The 17,179-nt window shown below is 61.0% G+C and carries 14 protein-coding genes and 1 tRNA gene; 11 read left to right on the forward strand and 4 right to left on the reverse strand.

The genetic code is table 11. The features are described from left to right. Window positions 1–131: 131 nt before the first annotated feature. The 3 genes from PLL20_09370 (at window position 132) to corA (ending at window position 4,319) form a co-directional block, all read left to right on the forward strand. On the forward strand, window positions 132–2,795 hold the full coding sequence (locus tag PLL20_09370; protein ID HPD30192.1) for a hypothetical protein: 2,664 nt from the start codon (window positions 132–134) through the stop codon (window positions 2,793–2,795). 249 nt (window positions 2,796–3,044) lie between these two features. Next, window positions 3,045–3,119: transfer RNA gene (locus PLL20_09375), tRNA-Pro, on the forward strand. 42 nt (window positions 3,120–3,161) lie between these two features. After that, window positions 3,162–4,319, forward strand: coding sequence for a magnesium/cobalt transporter CorA (corA, locus tag PLL20_09380; protein HPD30193.1), 1,158 nt, complete (start codon window positions 3,162–3,164; stop codon window positions 4,317–4,319). 60 nt (window positions 4,320–4,379) lie between these two features. Here corA and PLL20_09385 read toward each other — a convergent pair whose 3' ends face one another. Further along, window positions 4,380–5,132: a class I SAM-dependent methyltransferase gene (locus PLL20_09385; protein HPD30194.1), complete on the reverse strand. Its 753-nt coding sequence runs from the start codon at window positions 5,130–5,132 to the stop codon at window positions 4,380–4,382. 66 nt (window positions 5,133–5,198) lie between these two features. Continuing rightward, entirely contained in the window at window positions 5,199–5,885 is a 687-nt protein-coding gene (locus PLL20_09390; GenBank protein ID HPD30195.1) for a Crp/Fnr family transcriptional regulator, read from the reverse strand. A gap of 126 nt (window positions 5,886–6,011) precedes the next feature. Between PLL20_09390 and PLL20_09395 the strand changes: the two genes are divergently transcribed. The 8 genes from PLL20_09395 to PLL20_09430 all read left to right on the forward strand — a co-directional run bounded on the left by PLL20_09395 (window position 6,012) and on the right by PLL20_09430 (window position 14,028). Next, window positions 6,012–6,815: a 4Fe-4S binding protein gene (locus tag PLL20_09395; protein ID HPD30196.1), complete on the forward strand. Its 804-nt coding sequence runs from the start codon at window positions 6,012–6,014 to the stop codon at window positions 6,813–6,815. Window positions 6,816–6,872: 57 nt separating this feature from the next. Further along, entirely contained in the window at window positions 6,873–7,253 is a 381-nt protein-coding gene (locus tag PLL20_09400) for a nitrous oxide-stimulated promoter family protein (GenBank protein ID HPD30197.1), read from the forward strand. A 390-nt stretch (window positions 7,254–7,643) separates the two neighbouring features. After that, window positions 7,644–8,420 carry a prepilin-type N-terminal cleavage/methylation domain-containing protein gene (locus tag PLL20_09405; GenBank protein ID HPD30198.1) on the forward strand — a complete coding sequence of 259 codons (777 nt, stop codon included), beginning with the start codon at window positions 7,644–7,646 and terminating at the stop codon, window positions 8,418–8,420. A 21-nt stretch (window positions 8,421–8,441) separates the two neighbouring features. After that, window positions 8,442–8,843, forward strand: coding sequence for a hypothetical protein (locus tag PLL20_09410; protein HPD30199.1), 402 nt, complete (start codon window positions 8,442–8,444; stop codon window positions 8,841–8,843). A gap of 448 nt (window positions 8,844–9,291) precedes the next feature. Then, window positions 9,292–10,467 (forward strand): hypothetical protein, encoded by a 1,176-nt coding sequence (locus PLL20_09415; GenBank protein ID HPD30200.1) that lies wholly within the window; start codon window positions 9,292–9,294, stop codon window positions 10,465–10,467. Window positions 10,468–10,537: 70 nt separating this feature from the next. Then, on the forward strand, window positions 10,538–11,173 hold the full coding sequence (locus tag PLL20_09420; GenBank protein ID HPD30201.1) for a hypothetical protein: 636 nt from the start codon (window positions 10,538–10,540) through the stop codon (window positions 11,171–11,173). A 47-nt stretch (window positions 11,174–11,220) separates the two neighbouring features. Next, window positions 11,221–12,621, forward strand: coding sequence for a hypothetical protein (locus PLL20_09425; GenBank protein HPD30202.1), 1,401 nt, complete (start codon window positions 11,221–11,223; stop codon window positions 12,619–12,621). Between the two features lie 69 nt (window positions 12,622–12,690). Next, window positions 12,691–14,028, forward strand: a complete 1,338-nt coding sequence (locus PLL20_09430) for a hypothetical protein (GenBank protein ID HPD30203.1) — start codon at window positions 12,691–12,693, stop codon at window positions 14,026–14,028. A 114-nt stretch (window positions 14,029–14,142) separates the two neighbouring features. Here the strand turns inward: PLL20_09430 and PLL20_09435 are convergent, their stop codons facing one another. Further along, window positions 14,143–16,398, reverse strand: a complete 2,256-nt coding sequence (locus PLL20_09435) for an Rne/Rng family ribonuclease (protein HPD30204.1) — start codon at window positions 16,396–16,398, stop codon at window positions 14,143–14,145. 115 nt (window positions 16,399–16,513) lie between these two features. Continuing rightward, window positions 16,514–17,134, reverse strand: coding sequence for a TIGR03936 family radical SAM-associated protein (locus tag PLL20_09440; protein ID HPD30205.1), 621 nt, complete (start codon window positions 17,132–17,134; stop codon window positions 16,514–16,516). Window positions 17,135–17,179 lie beyond the last annotated feature (45 nt).

The raw sequence follows: 17,179 nt of genomic DNA on the forward strand, positions 1-17,179 counted from the left end.
TGGCCAGGTCCGTGATGCTTTCCAGCTACCTCTTTTCCCATATTCCCCTTGCGTGGCCGCTGCGTTGACGGTACGATGAGATTCGTCGCGGAGTCGGCTTCTTTCGGGCGTCTTCGTTGAGGGTCAAGCTGATGCGCAATTCGGTCCCGCTGCTTGTTCCGGCAATCGTCGTCGTATTCACAGGTTCGTCGCTCGGGTACGTGGGCGTGAACGATTCGTGCCCCTGGCCGACGCCGTATCCACCGGCCGGTGCGGGCTGGGCATCCGTGAACAATCCCGGTTTTGAGATCGGCTTCACCAACGGCGTCGCCAACCAATGGATCGGCTGGAAGGATGCCGGCCTGCCGGGCCAGGTTCATTACGACGGCACGGACCGAGTCTACGAAGGCAGCCACTCGCAGAAGCTGGTCATGCCGACACCAACGATCGACTACCAGGAGGCGGGCATCTACCAGCGCATCTACGTGGTCCCCGGAGAGACCTACACTGCTACGGTTCGAGTTTATCTCCAGATCGACAATCCCGACGGTTGGGACCTCCTGGCTTTTCTGGGGCTCGATCCCTACGGGTTGGACAGCGGCGACAGCAGCTCCACCACCTGGAACGAAGTATCGATCTACGGGCAGTGGCGCACGGCCACGGTGACGGTCCAGGCCGTGCTGCCGGTGATGACCATCTCACTGAAGGCCACTCGGAAGTGGCCTCGGCATCGCAACACCACGGTGTGGTTTGACGCCGTGACCTTCACCGGTCCGGTGCCGACCGACCCGCCACCATCTTCATCCGACCAGGACCCCGTCGACCCCGAGAGTCTGATTCCGGCCACCATCGGCCCCAACCTTGTCACGAACCCAAGCTTCGAGGACACCTATTCCGGCGGTGTCTCCAACGGGTGGAACAAATGGTGGACGGCCGGCTCGGGCGAGTGGAAACGCTCTCAGCGGGTAGGCATACTTGGCGGGGCCAGATACGATTGCGGCGGAGAGCAGGAGAACGTGGACATGCGGCCCAAGGTCTGCCTGCTTGCCGCGGGCAATCCGGAGGAGGACCCTAACAACAACGCAACGCTGGGCACCTCCGATTACTACAAAACCTTCGACCACATGCAGGATACCATCATCATCGGCCGGCCGATGGTCGATTCCAATTATGGCTACTACTACGCCAACCCCACATACTATGGCGCCCGGCTCGCGGAACACTGCAAGAACTATGAGCAAAGGTTCCCCCGCATCGACGCCTGGCTGGACTGGAACGAGCCCGACACGTCTATCCAGTGGCAAAAAGTGTTAGACTTCTCCTACGCATTTACTCAGCGGGCCCACGAGCTGGGTCTCAAGACCGTCGTGCTTAACCTCGCGACCGGAAACCCGGGCAACATCTGGCAAATGGTCAACGAGGGCTACGATCCGCACTGCGGCGAGTTGCTGGCGATCGCCGATTACCTGGGTCATCACGTCTACGGCGGACCGACCGATCATCTTATGGTCACTAACCAGAACCTGGACGACGCCTGCAGCTTTGCCTTGCGTCCTCGTCGTTTCAAGGACATGTACGATCGCCGCGGGTGGCGGTTCCCGCCGGTCATCGCCACCGAAGGCTCAACCTGGGTTCCCTGGCATGGCATCTACACCCCGGATCAGGTACTCAATGACTTGACCGCGATGGGCGGCTACATGAATGCCGACAACTGGTGGTGCGGCTACACCAACTTCGTGGTCGGCGCCATGTGCAGCTGGCCTGGCTTCGAGCTGGTCGGTCAGTACGTGACCGGCGGCCAAAGCATGGCTCAGGCAATCGGTGCCTGGAACTACGAGCACCCGGCGGACGCGAAGGACGGCTACTACTCCCAGATGTTCGGCGCGGGCAACGTGCATCCAAAGAACCTCAGCGAGCTGACACCGGCCGGCTTGTTCAATGGTGGTATCAACCGGACCGTTAGTGGTTTGATCAACGGCGAGGCGTACCTGCTCGTCGCGTGGGTCAAGTACGAGTTTCGCGGCATGCAGCCGACACAGTTGAAGTTCTATCTCGGCGTTGACCCGACGGGCCAGACGAGCAACGGCAATGCGGCGACGATCGACTGGGGCGTCGACCAGGTGGCCGACAAGGCCAAGGTGCACGAGACCTTCACCCACGTCTGGCGTACATTCACGGCCGCCGGTCCGACGGCCAGCATCTGGCTGCGGGCCAACCACCCGACGAGCAATCCGTCGTTCAAGTTCTACGTCGATCTCGTCGAAGTGCGACAGCTTGACGACGCCCCTCCGAGCCCCTCAATCGAACTGATTCCATGGCAACTCAACCACACGATCGGCTGCGGCGAGCAGCTCACTGACGACGTCTTCATGATCCGCAACAGCGGGGCCACCGGTACGATCACGTACAGCCTGCAACCCAACTGCTCCTGGGTTTCGGTCAAGCCCGACAGCGGAACCAGCTCAGGCGAACAGGATCCTATCACGGTCAGCTACAACACGGCAGCCCTGGACCCGGGTCTCAATACCTGCACGGTCACGGTGACCGCCCCCGAGGCATCAAACTCCGGCACCGACCTGGTCATTAACGTGACGGTCGAGCCGCCGGCGTCTGATTTCGATGAGGACTGCGACGTCGACCAGGATGATTTCGGACACCTCCAATCGTGTCTGACCGGCGGAGGCGTGACACAGATTCCGGACGCATGTATGAACGCCGATCTTGACGGCGATGGAGACGTCGATGTCGCCGATTTCGCCATCTTCCAGAGCTGTTTCAGCGGCCCTGACCTTCCGCCGCCAAGCACTTGCCCATGAAAACAAGGCCGGGGGGCCGGGAATGGTGGGACACCGGGGACCGTCTGTCGGTTCCGCATTCTGCGCGTTGAACCATGAACGAGAACGCTCGTTGCGGCAGTATATCGCGCCTGCTTGCGCCCTTTTCTGAACGGCCTCACAGTCGAAGAGCCTGAGGGTCTCGCAGTCCGGGCCCCGGATTGACCTGTACCCTTCAATGGCGTCTAATAGTATGCACGCCGCAGGCTCATCACCGCTCGCGGCCGTGTTCGGGGCGTAGCTCAGCCTGGATAGAGCGCTTGGTTTGGGTCCAAGAGGTCGCTGGTTCAAATCCAGTCGCCCCGAGTGCACGTGTAGAGCAGGTCGCAAGCCTGCGAGGTGCATAACGTGTCCCGCCGAAAACGCCAGAAGCGTCGAACTCCGCCGGGGTCGCCGCCCGGCACCTTGGTGGCCGACCCGACCGCACCCAAGCCGGTAATCACCGTCATTGCCTACGGCAGCGATGGATGTAGCGAGCAGGCGATTCGAGATGTTGCCGACGTGCAGGCGTACCTTGCCCGCTGGCCGGTCACCTGGATCAATGTCGACGGACTGGGCGACGTGCAGACCATCGCTCGCCTCGCTGACATTCTTGGCCTGCACCGACTGGCCGTTGAAGACACCATCAACACCCACCAGCGGGCCAAGGTGGAGCACTACCCCAACCATCTGTTCATGGTTGCCCACATGGCCACCTATAACGATCATCTGGACACCGAGCAGTTGAGCCTGTATCTGGGCAGGAACTTCGTCGTCACATTCCAGGGGGGCCAGCCGGGCGATCCGTTTGACCCCGTTCGCGAGCGAATCCGGCGCGCCGTCGGACACGTACGGCAATCCGGTGCCGATCACCTCGCGTATTGCCTGATCGACGCCGTGATCGATGGGTACTTCCCCGTGCTGGAGACGACCGGCGAGCGCCTCGAAGTGCTCGAAGACGAGATTCTCGGTTGTCCGACCAGCGGCACCTCCGCCCGAGTCCATGAGATCAAACGTAACCTGATGACGCTGCGGCGGGCCATCTGGCCGCTGCGGGAGGCAATGAACTCGCTGGTGCGCGATCCCAGTCCGCTTGTGAACGATGAGACCCGGCTCTATCTGCGCGACTGCTACGACCACACCGTCCGTGTGATTGACTTCATCGAGACGTACCGCGAGCTGGGTTCGGATCTGATGGATCTGTATCTGTCGAGCGTCAGTCAAAGAATGACCGAGGTGATGAAAGTCCTCACCATCATCGCCACGATCTTCATCCCCTTGACGTTCATCTCAAGCATCTATGGGATGAACTTCCAGACTGACCGGTCGCCGTGGAACATGCCGGAATTGACTTGGTATTTCGGCTACCCCTTTGCCTTGGGCCTCATGGCGATGATCGCTCTTGCCATGCTTTATTACTTCGGCCGCAAGGGCTGGCTGAGATCACCCGGCGAACCGCCGCGCTCGCCCGGCCCACCGGATCAAGACCGGAATGTCTCTGATCGAATTGATAATCAGGGCGAGTAACATGCCCTCGATAGGGCGCGCAAGGGCCCCTGTCGACCATGTAAGTCATGCCTTTCCAGGTCACTTGCGGCATACCGCAATGAGGTCCGGGCTGGTCGTGCGATCGTAGGGCGTGCGCCGATAGTCGCCGAACGTCTCGACTTGCGAGGCGCCGGCGGCCTTCGCAAATGAGATGAGATCGTCGGCAGTGATGGGCAGCAGGGGGGTCGATTCGGACCACCGTTCCAGGCTTGGCTGGTCCAGCATCACGTCGAGCACTTCGACGCGCGTGTCCGTGCCCGAACGGTGGATGGCCTTGAGCAGGAGGTGATCCCGGCCGTCGTGCTGCGTCTTGAGCGTCTTCTGCCAGACCATCGGCCCGTCGGGCAGGGACCACACATTGAGCACATGGATGACACAGAGGCCGCCGGGCCGGGCAGAGTCAAGCATCGCCCCAATGGCCCGGCCAACGGTATCCATGTCCGACGCCAGGGACAGCGAATTGCCCACACACAGCACCACGTCAAAAACACCCGCCGGCTCGGCGGGCCGGTCGAACGACCGTACCACCCATCGAAGCCGATCCGAGGTGCCCAGCCGTGCCCGGCAACGTTCGATCATCCCTTCGCTGATGTCGGCGCCCTCGACCGAAAGCCCCCACGAATGAAACATCTCGGCGTGATGACCCGTGCCGCAAGCTGCGTCCAGAACGCGGCTCGCCTGGACATCCGCAAACAGCTTGCGATAGAAGGGGGCTTCATTGGCAAGCCTTTTCGGCCAGTTCACCATGGCTTCATATCGCCATGAGTGCTCGTCGAATATGTCTGCCGGCATACGGTCGTCTCCCCGTGGTCACCTCAACGCCGCTCGGTCCCTGCTCGGGACACCTCCTCAGGTGCACTACCCGAGAGGCAGACCGTCCGCCACTTCGGCCAGCCTTCCCCGGTCGAGCACCCGGATACTCTGCTGGTCCGGCATCTCAATCATAGCGCTCTCAGCCAGCCGTCGAAGGATACGCGACAAGGTCTCGCTGGTCAGATTCAGGTGGCTGGCTAGGTCTTTCTTCAGGATCGGTAGAGCGAACTCGGATCCGCTGCCCGCTGCCTGTTGCAGCAGATGTCGCGCCACGCGCCCGGCCGCATCCCGCAGAACGATGTCCTCCAGAAGACCGATCAAGTGCTGCACCCAAGCCGCCATTCCCTGGAGCAGTTGGATGCACAAATCGTGATCGGATCGCAGCGCCTTCAGAAACGCCTCCTGGGGCAACAGGGCGCAGACCGTGTCCTCCAAGGCCTCAGCATACGCCGGGCAGTCGAATCCTCCGATCGCGGCCACCTCCGCGAAGGTCATGCCTTCCGACGCAAAATGCAGAACATGCTCTTTGCCGCTCGGGGCGATCTTGTACACACGGACATGCCCGTGGCCTACGACAAACATTCCCGGGCACGGTTGACCCTGACGAAAGATGATCGTGCCCTTCCCGTAACGCTTTTTCACAGCCAGACTTGCGATTCTCCGGCGACTGGAGTCAGAAAGACCGCCGAAGAATCGGCACTTCCTGATAATGTCGACGAGGTCTCCGCTCATGGCTTCGCACAACAAAATTGCGCCGCCTTGACCCAGGTCAAGGATTCCGGCGGCCTGTAAAGCCATATGTTAGGACAGAATCAACTCGGCGGATAGAACGTCGGCGGCTCTTTGAAAGGACGCCCCATGATTCGCGAAGTCGTGAGCATCGACGAGGATAAGTGCAATGGCTGTGGTCTGTGCGTTCCCGCCTGCCAGGAGGGTGCCATCCGCATCGTCAACGGCAAGGCGAAACTCGTCGCCGACCACCTGTGTGACGGGCTCGGCGCGTGTCTGGGACATTGTCCACAAGGCGCGATCACCATCGAGCGCCGCGAGGCCGATGACTTCAACGAGGAGGCCGTCGCGGCCCATCTGGGCAAGGAGCATCAGGCTGACCAGCACACTCCAGTCTCAGTGGCCGGAAGTTGTCCAGGTTCTCAGTTCCAGTCTCTGGCAGAGCCGCTGCCGGGCGGCGGCTGCCCGTCGGCGCGGCTCATCCAGTTCGGCTCGCCGGGCGCCCCAAAGTGCCCAGTTTCCTCCGCAACGGGCCCAACCGCCTCAACGCTGACTCACTGGCCGGTGAAGCTGCGCCTTCTGAATCCAACGGCTCCAGTGTTGCAGAGGGCCGGCCTGCTGATCGCAGCCGATTGCGTCCCTGTGGCTTTTCCCGCCTTCCAATCGAGACTGCTGCGTGGGCGTGCTGTAGTCATCGGATGCCCAAAGTTCGACGACATACAGGCCGACGTTGACAAGCTCACTGCCATCATTGAGCGAAACGATCTGGTCGAGATTGTAGTCGCGCATATGGAGGTTCCGTGCTGCAACGGACTACTCATGGCGACGCTTCAGGCTCGGCGGCGGACGGGCCGGCCTGTCCCGATAGCGGACGTGGTGATCGGCATCCGAGGCGACGTGCTCTCGTGGCGGAAGCTTCGGGCAGATCAATAAAGTGGCCGCGTTGGCCGGCCGTGCCTATAAAGTGGCTGCGGGCCGGAGACGCGGAACATGCATGTGATCGATATCGCAGGGCACAACGTTGATCGGCATCTGGTGCGAGATCTGCGGACGCTCGTGCGTTTCATCGAAATCTACTGTGCCTACTGGCACAAAGCCGATCCACGCGCCACAGTCTCGCTCAAAGAGATCGACGTCAAGGCCTTGATGGGCCGACCCGTAACACTGTGCCAGGGATGCGAAAGACTGCTCGCCCACGCTGTTCACAAACGCTCACGTTGCCCGATCAATCCCAAGCCGGCCTGCAAGCACTGCCCCCGACACTGCTATCATCCCCTGTTCCGACAACAGATTCGCGAAGTGATGAAGTTTTCCGGCCGGAAGCTGGTCTTGTCCGGCCGCTTGGACTACCTCTGGCATCTGATGAGGTGAGCATTGGGCGTGGGGCACGGGATCCCGATCTACAGGCCTCAAAGCAAGGATTGAATTGCATGCTGAATATGAATAACAATCCTGAGCTGCACGCCCGGCATCCCTGGCCTCAAATCCAGGCGTAACAGAGATTTCGGTTGGCACAAGTGAATCAGGCCAAACAACCGTTGACAAAATGACGAAAATAGTGTAGACAAGGTAGGCGAGGCAAAACAGGGGGCAGATGGCGCAGGGCAACAATTGGTATGGTGAGATAGGAGCGACCGCATGCGATTCTCGCGACGAACCGGCGCTAAAACCTTACGGCCAGACATCTGTGCGGCTTGCGCGCATGTCTCTGGATCGCAGAACGTTTGGGTTGCCGCCCGCAAAAAGGCGGCTCGCCTTAGGATGATGGAGCGTCACAGGCTGGGCTTCACCCTCATCGAAGTTCTGGTCGTGGTGGCGATCTTGGCCTTGCTGATTGCGGTTCTGCTCCCTTCGCTTCAGCGGGCAAAAGAACAGGCCAAGACGGCGGTGTGTCTGTCGAATCTTCACCAGATGGGGTTTGGATTCTCCACGTATGCCGCAGATCACCGCCAGAATCTCCCGATGCGCCTTGGCTATACCTATGCGCTTAAGTACAGGGGAGGGCCAAGAAACGTTCGGGTTCTGTGCAACGTAGGGCTTTTGTATGGGAAGTACTGTGGGAAGGATTTAGATTTCTACTACTGTGTCAGTAACGAGCAGTACGCCTACGACGATCCGGTTTACGGCGCGCCGGGTTTCTTCATCGAAGGCAGAGATCCGTATGTCACCTGGAGTGGTTACATGTACGCGGCGCCCGTCGCAGAGGAAAAGTCGCCCAGAGAAGCAGGCAAGAACTCCTATCCTCGCGAGGTGTGGCGGGATCTGTACGCGGAATGGGTCGAGAGCCAGACTGCGGCCGGGGCGACCGTTGGCAATGAGAATATCAAGGCGCTGCTTGCTGACAATCTTATTGGCTGTGGAGGTGAGAAGGCGCCACACAAGGGCGTTGCGTTCAATGTGCTGTTTACCGATTACCATGCCAAGCCGGTGCGCGATCCCGACAGGCAACTCTATCGTGGCCTGCGGCGTCCGACAAGCGGAACCGGGGGAGCTCCGGACCTTTATTACTATTGGGATCTCTTCACCAAGAACCCCTGATGCGCAAGGCGGACGCTGATCATGAGCAGATTGGGTGAGGCATTGCGCCGCGTGCCGGCGCCCGTCTCGTACGGCATCGTCTGTATCGTGTTGGTTGGGGCCGTGGTTGCCATTGTGATGCAGTTGCGCCCGGCCGCCTCGGTTACGCAACAAGACGCCGTTGGGGTCGTCTACTGCAAGTGTTCCCAATGCGGGCACGTGATTGAGGGGTTGCCCGTCGAACTGGCAGACAAGGGCATTCTGGATCCGGTCGAGAAATCAACCCTGACCGACAGCGGCAAACGCTGCCCCAAGTGTGGCCGCAACAACGCGCTGGACGTTGCCTTCAAGTGTCCCAAGGACGGCGAGGTGTTTCTTCTTAAGCGACAAGCTGGCCGTGCGCAGGGATGCCCAAAATGCGGTTGGAATCCGTACTCACCATAAGCCCACCTTCGGACGATTTAGCCCCATCGAGGTATGGACGTGCAGATTGGGCGGCTCGCCTCCTTCATGGTACCTTACGGCCAGACATCTGTGCGGCTTGCGCGCATGTTTCTTGATCGCAGAGCGCTTGGGTTCCGGCCCGCAAAAAGTCGTTCCGCCTTAGGATGGCCCTCGACCCTCGGCTGATGGTCGGTTTGATGTCGCTCGCCGGATGATTATCTCGTCCCCGATCCGCCAGGCAAATCCTTTGCCGGTCTGGGCGTGTGCGGATATCTGCCGCCTCCGTGTCTTTCAGCCCGAGATCCAGGACCCGGGTCGTGATCTCAGACCCGGTCGCACGCATCCCGGTGGGCGATCTGGTAGGCTCTTCCAGCCTACGCTACTATTCCTTCATAGACTAGACGACGCTTCGTTGTTGCCGGGGACGAACCACAGGCAGGATTACGTCATGTTTGAAGTCAATATGTGGACCTATCCGTGGGACTTGGTGGATGAGGGCATCGACCGGGCTCTCGATCGGCTCAAGGGCGAAGCCGGCGTGACCGGGGTTTCGCTGGCGGTGACTTACCATAGCATCGAGCAACTCCGGCCGCATCCGGATGTGACCCCTCGAACCTTCCGCTCGCCCGGCGGGGCTCAGTTCCAACCCAAACCGGAGTTGTATGCCGCGACCCGAATCCGGCCGGTGGTGGCGCCCTGGCTGAAAAAGAGCAATCCACTGGCGGCCGTTTCCGAGGCCTGTGACAAGCTCGGACTCAAGCTGCGGGCCTGGACCGTCTGCTGCCACGGTTCGGCCATGGTCGCCAAGTACCCGGCCTTTGCCATGAAGGACGTTTTCGGGGATTCCTCGGTCAACTGGCTTTGCCCGGTCAATCCGGATGTTCGCGAGTACCTGCGCGCGCTGGTGGAGGATCTGACCACGCATTACCTGTTCGACACAGTCGAGCTTGAGCGACCGTCGTTTCCCGAGAAGCTCCATTCCCACGCGCATCACAAGATTGGTGTCGTTCTCGGGCCGGTGGGGGAGTTCCTCTGCAACCTCTGTTTCTGCGAATCCTGCCGTCAAGCGGCCGAGCGAGATGGCGTCAACGTTGAGGCGGCAGCTTCGGCGGCCATGGAAGGCCTCACCGCGATCCTCTCCGATCGAGATTTCGAGGCTTCTTCGCGAGAATCGTACTTGTCTGAAAACCCTGATTTGGCGGCGTTCGTCGACTGGCGGAGCGGGCAGATTGCATCGCTTGTCGCCTCTCTCAAACAGACCTCATCCGTTCGTGTCGTCGTCCATCGCGTCGGCGACCACTACATGACAGCCGCGGATTGGCGGTCGATCGCCGGTGCCTGCGACGGCCTCCTGGCTCCGTGCTCCTACTCGGGCGACGATGCGATGAAAACGCTGGTGCACGAGGTCCGCGGCGACACCGGCAGCATGGCCGGTGTCGAGCTTTCATTCAATGCGTGCTCCCCGCAATGTCCCAGCGCCGAGGCCTTCGTCAGCGCCGTCGCCGGCGCTGCCAGGCTGGGTGTCCGGTCGGTTGACGTCTACAACTACGGCCTGCTACCCATCGATCGGCTGGAGTGGGTTCGCCGAGCGGCACGTTACGCCCATCGCGAGCATCTCGATTGACAGCCGTCGGCACCCCGGTTAGGCAATGGGGCGTTCGGGAGCAGGCAGAGTCGCCCGGAGTGTGACAAACATGAGTGTTCCCGCTGTCGCGGACTACGCAGCTCGCTTTAAGTCGTGTGGCCGGAACGTTCGCATCGCGACAGATGCCTTCTTCGAGCACCCCGAGATCATAGAGGTCGGGGACAACGTGACCTTCATGCGAGGCTTCCATATGCTCGGACGGCCGCGGATGTGCCAAATCGGGTCAAACGTGACCTTCTACCCCAACTGCTTCATCCAGGGCTCGGCCGGGCGGTTCATCATCGGCGACCACGTGGAGTTCTTTCCGGGAGCCTACATCTCGCTCGGTGACTGGGAATCGAGCTTCGTCGAGATCGGGCACCACTGCCATTTCGCCCCGAACTGCGTGCTCTACGGCTGGGGCGGGCTGACCATCTCGCCGTACTGCAACATCGCGGCTCACGCGGTCTTCGCGACCGTCGGCCACCACGACGAGATCACCGATAAGCCCATGTCGCTGACGGGCGAGAAAGCCGGACCGATCACGCTCGAACAAGACGTCTGGGTTGCCGCCAACGTGACCATTGCTGCCAACACCCGAATCGCCCGGGGCTGCGTCATCGGCGCCAACGCGGTCGTGACGAAGGATACCGAACCGATGGGTGTGTACGTCGGCGTGCCAGCCAGGCGGTTGCGGGACCGCTGATGGCCCCCCCTGCGCGTGAGGCGGCGATGATCGGCAGGAGCATAACCATGAAACGCACCTCAAGAGCAACCGTTTGGCTGGCATTCGCGGCTTTGGTCGGTCCGTCGGCAAGTACCGCTGCTGACTTGATCGCCGGCATGGCCGAGGTGGAGATCACACCGCCGGTTGGCTATCGGCTCAGCGGTTACTTCCTCGAAAGGCAGAGCACTGGTACGCATGATCCGCTCAAGGCAAAGGCTCTGGTATTGGGTCAGCGAGATGTCAAGGCGGCGTTCGTTTTCTGCGACCTGATCGCCGTGCCCCGAAGCGTCTCAGAGCCGGCCCGCAGGCTCGTGGCCGTCAGAACAGGAATCCCGGCCGACAACATCGTCATTACCGGCACCCATACACACACCGGTCCGCTGTTCTACGGACCCTTGCGAAAACACTTCCACGAGCAGGCGGTGGCCAAATATGGCAAAGATCCATGCGAAATCGTTGATTACCACGCCCAACTGATTGAGAAGATCGGACAGGTGGTTTCAAAGGCCGCGGAATCAGCCTCATCGATCGTTCTCGAAGCGGCGACGATCGAGCAGGATCCGCCCCTGTCTTTCAACCGCCGATTCCATATGAAAGATGGCAGCGTGCGTTTCAACCCCGGGCAGAAGAACCCGGACATCGTCCGAGTGGCCGGGCCGATCGACCCCCAGGTCGGCATCGTGCTGCTCAAGGCGGCCGAGGACCGGAAGCTCAAGGCCTGCCTGACGGTTTTCGCTTTGCACCTCGACACCACCGGTGGCACGCTCTATTCAGCCGATTATCCCTTCTACCTCGAGAAGACGTTGCGTGCCTCGTTGGGCAACGATCTGATGTCCTTTTTCGGCACCGGCACTTGCGGCGACGTGAACCATATCGACGTAACGGTCGAAGGGCGGCGGAAGGCCGAGGAGATCGGTGAGTTGCTGGCTAAAACCGTGATCGCTCAGGTGCCCAAGGCACGGCCGGTCGAAGCGGCACCACTGGCAGCGAAAACCACGACGGTACACGCTCCGAAACAACAGTACACCCAAGAGCAACAAGCCCAGGCCGCCAAGGACGTGGCCCTGGTCGGCACCGGCAAGCTGCCATTTCTGAAGGAGGTCGAAGCCTGCAAGATCGTCGATCTGGCTCGGTACCCGGGCACGACGATACCGCTTGAGGTGCAGGCATTTCGGCTCGGAGGCGATCTGGCGATAGTGACCTTGCCTGGCGAGGTGTTCGTCGAGCACGGTCTGGCGATCAAGAAGTCCTCGCCGTTCCGGACAACCCTGGTGATCGAACTGGCCAATGACGTTCCCGCCTATATTCCCACTCGTAAGGCTTTTGCCGAGGGCAGCTATGAGACGGTAAACTCACGCCTCCAGCCCGGCGGGGGCGAGATGATGGTCGAGGCGGCCGTCGAGATCCTGAAGCAATTGGCTGGGTAGTCTCACGTAAAGGAGCTAGGCTATCCCCTGGGCGTCTGTTCCCGGCCCGGACTTGATGTGGAGTGACTCATGATAAGACGATTTGACTTGTCCAAGCTGATGTTGGTTTGTGTTCTCGTTCCAGGGGCGACGGTCTCTGCGGCGGGGGCCGAGGCCGTGGAAGGGATGATGATCACGGCCGGGGTCACCGGGCAACAAGCTGCCCCGCACGGCTGGAGCGAAGAAAAGGTCTACGTCGGCCAACTCGACGTCGGCTTCGGCGCGGGAGCCTGCACCGCGCATACGCCGGCCGGATGGTTCTCGATTCCCGGCAGGGAACCATCAACCGGCTTCCCGGCCGGAACCTATGCACTGTTCACGCTTTCCTACGACGGCATTCCCGCCTTCAGTTGTGACATGAATTTGCAGATCCCCCATGGCGCAGGCAAGCTGCAGAAAGCCAGGCTCGAAACCCCCGCTCATTACTCGGTCATGTACGACGCCAAGGGATACCAAGCGTGGGGCAAATCACCTTTTGTTAACGGCGACGATTTCTACCAGACATTCGTGGCGACGACCCCCTACGTCACCCGGATCGCGACCAGGCTGGCCGACAAGTCGGGCGATCACCAGATTCTCAACCTCAATTACGCCGTGTACGAAACCAACAACGGCCCGCCTTCGACCTGGAAGAGAATCTCACCCGTTCGTAGCCGCCATCTGTCGGGCACCACCGACCCGATCATCCATATCTTTCATGTCTCATTCCGCAGCAGTGAAATGACTCTCATCCCCGGTCGGACCTACGCCATCAGACTTTGGCGAGACTCCAGCTCGCAGTCCGAACGCTTCGCTCTGGTGGTACGGAACGATAAGGGCGACGGCTACGCGAATGGGCATGTTTTCATAGGTGATGTGCCGCGGAGAGATCTCGATGCATTCGCCTACATCAGCGGTGGGCAGCCCGGAACGATCGTCAACCACGCGCCGGTAGGGGACCCCGATCTCAAGCAACTTGTTGGCAGTGCCAAGCGTCATGGCCAGACGTTCAAAGCGAGCGGGATCGGCTTGGCCGGAGTGGACGTGATCTACGCCACGGGTGACACTCGCCCGCCGCGACTGCCCTTCGTCTTTCAAACTTACGATAAGCCCGGCGGTAAACCGATCGGCAAGGCCAAGTCCTGCTACGGGTTGCCGTTGGCTTTCCAGGGTCGGGCGGCGGCGATCTGGTCCAAGGGTGATGTGCCGCTGACGCCCGGGAGGACGTACTATATCGAATGGACTTCCCCCGGTTCGAACACCTGGAAGCTGAACGAGGATTTGCCCGGCGAAGCTTATGTTGACGGCGTTGCGAAGCCCGATTGGGACTTGGCTATGTCCATCGTCGAATATGCCGACGACCCACCCGCGACGAAGCCGGCGAGTTGATCGGACCAAGTGATCGAACCGCCGGACGGCAAGGTCACATCACTTGTTGGTCTCAAGTATCCGGCTCGTCGTCGCAACCTTTCGGGCGAACCATTGTCCCAGACGGCGAAGTCCCTATTCAAAGACGTTCTCATCCTGGTCCCGATCCCGATCCGAGTCGCGGTCGCGATGCTGGTTATCAGGCTGGACCGGGGGCGAATGCTTTCCGCGGTTTGCGGGCGATGAGCCGGCCGCCTCCGCCATGTCCAGTGCCCGAATGGCGCCCCCTCTCTTGTCGAAGCAGGAGAAAACGTACTGATCAAGTCCGATGTTGTTGTCCGCGCGGATGACAATGTGTCGGCCGGTCTGCTGTTCGATGTCGTGGATGGCGGCCCGTTTGCGGTTCTGGAGTTGAAAGGCAACCTCGGGCGCCACCCGGACCTCGACCGTCTCAACGAGTTCATGGTTTGCCGCCAGACGCAGCAGCCTCATGATATCAAGGGTCATCGATTCCGGATTCTTGACCAGACCTGACCCGCGGCAGTGCGGGCAATCCTGGTAGATGCTCCGCTTGATCGACGGCCGCATACGCTGCCGGGTCATCTCGATGATGCCGAACTGGCTCATACGCAGACACTTGGCCCGCTCCTTGTGTTTCTTCAGGGCTTCCCGAAGAGCCCGTTCCACCGCCCGACGGTGCTTTTCTTGCACCAGATCGATGAAATCGCAAACGATCAGTCCGCCAAGGTCTCGAAGCCGCAACTGTCGCGCAATCTCCTCGGCCGCCTCCAAGTCCGTCCGGAAAGCGGTTTCCTCGGCGTCCTCGTGTTCGCGGAACCGCCCGCTGTTGACGTCAATCGCGACCATCGCCTCGGTTGAGTCGATCACCAGCGACCCGCCCGACGGCAGCGGAACGTGACGGGCATTGATCTTCTCGATTTCCGCCTCGATGCCGTACTTGTGGAAGAGCGGCTCGGGGCTCCGGTAAACCTCGACCGGGGCGCTGCTGCGCGGCATGGCGATGGCCAGAAAGTCGCGCACTTTTTCCGCCGTGGCCTCGTTATCCACGATGATCTTCGCAAAATCCGCGGAGTACACGTCGCGGATCGTGCGGATCACCAGGTCTGATTCTTGGTAAAGCTCACAGGGCGCTCGCTCGGTCTTGATCTTCTGGGCGACGCGCTTCCAGAGCCGCTGCAGGTACATCTGATCTCGCTGAAGCTCGCGTTTGGTCTTGTCGAGACCGGCTGTCCGCAGAATAAAGCCCATGTTCTTGGGCAGATTGAGTTCGTCAAGAAGCCGTCGCATCTTGCGCCGTGCCTCTTCATCCTCGATCCGGCGGGAGACGCCGAGCTTGTTCATTCCCGGCATCATGACCAGGTAACGGCCCGGGATGGAAATGTAGGTCGTGAGCGTCGGCCCCTTGGTGCCAATGCCTTCCTTGATGATCTGCACGAGGACTTCCTGCCCCCGTCGCAAGCACTTCTGGATCGGCGGTCGCTCTCGCCGGGGGGTTTTGCGTCCCACTTCCTCCATGTGTCCTCGCCCGTTGGGAAAGTACTGGGGCTGCAGATCAGAGATGTGAAGAAATCCGTTCTTGGGTAGTCCGAAGTCCACGAACGCCGCCTGGATGCTCGGCTCAACGTTCGTGACGCGGCCCTTGTAGATGTTGCCCACGTGCGACTCGGCACTGGCCCGCTCGATAAACAGTTCCTCGAGTTTGCCTTGGTGCACGACCGCGATGCGGCATTCCTCGCCGTCTGCGGCATTGATCAGCATGATGCGATCGCCGGTTCCCGAAGCCTGTTCGTTGTCCTCATCTTCATCCTCCGGTTCGTGCTGTTGCCGGGCTGGGGTGTGCTGGGGCGGGCCGTCTCGCCTGGGCGGATACTTGACGGCGACAGTCTCCGAAACCGCTGCTGATCCCTGCGTTGTGCCTTGCGCTTGGCCGGCTGCGGCAACCTCTGCATTCTGCCGCTTGCGGCGTCGGCCGCGCCCGCCGCGGCGCGATCGCCGGCGACGCTCGGCAGGCGGTGCCGTTTCCGTCACAGGTTGTTCACTTGAGCCGCTTTCTGCAAGTGATTCGCCGGACGCCGCGACGTTGTCCAGCGGACGTTCGACCCTGGATGACTCGTGCCGGACCGGCGATCCCGTCCATACGGGCTCGATTGCTTCGGAACCCGATGCCGTGTCCGACTCCACCGTGCCGGTGACGATGGAAGCCGCGACTTGTTCGCTTTCCGGCGGCCCCTGTACGGCTGCGGCTTGTTGCTGATCGTCCGGCCGGTGTTTGCGGCGCGATCGACGGCTGCGGCGCCGTCCGGTTCGTGGTAATGATTGATGTTCGTTCCCGGTCTGATTGTTCTGTGTCTGGTTTTCGTGTTCAGTCATTGTTTCCTGCTCTCACGACGTCCCTGTCAGTAGGAGCGGCAGGTACTGAGTGGAAGGCGATTGTCTGCATCTGCCGGTCGTGGACGGACGTGCCGGCGGCCGGATGACGGCTGCACTAGAACGACCACTCGACGCTGGTTCTGCGAACGTGATGCTGCCAGTCCTGAGGCGGCAAGCCGACGGCGGCCAGCAACTCGGCCGGTCGCAGCGACCCGGCCCCGGTGACCCGCACCGTCCATCGCAGAATCCCCTCACAAACCGCGCCGCCCGCCAGGTACTGCCGTACGTCGAGTTCCCTAGGCCGTTTCGTCCCGGGTCCGGATCGCTGGATATTCCACATTGAAGCCGCCAGAAGATCTTTCATTCTCTGGCCCACTTCCTTCGCCCGATCCGGGGGGAGGGCCAACGCGTAATCGGCTCTCACTGCTTGGGGCGGATGTTTGCCGGCGATCGACCGGGCTTCGCTCAGAGTCAACCCGGCCGGCATTTGTTCGCGGAGCTTGTCAAGCACCACCGCCGGATCCAACGGCTCTTCCAGGTCCACCACCAGTAACTCGGCCGCGCCGGCGATGCCCACGGCTCGCGGCAGCGGCAGCGACAACCTGGGGCGCGGATTGAAGCCGCGCGAGAATCTCACCGGCAATTGTGCCCGCGACAGCGCCCGTTCAAACAGACGCATGGTATCGTGATGCGAGATGAACCGAATGTCCCCGTCGATCACGAAGCGGATCGCCACTCTGTACTGCAACTCGTTTGCTATGTCCTCGTCTTGATTACTGAC

The organism is Phycisphaerae bacterium (assembly GCA_035384605.1).
Taxonomy (GTDB): Bacteria; Planctomycetota; Phycisphaerae; order UBA1845; family PWPN01; genus JAUCQB01.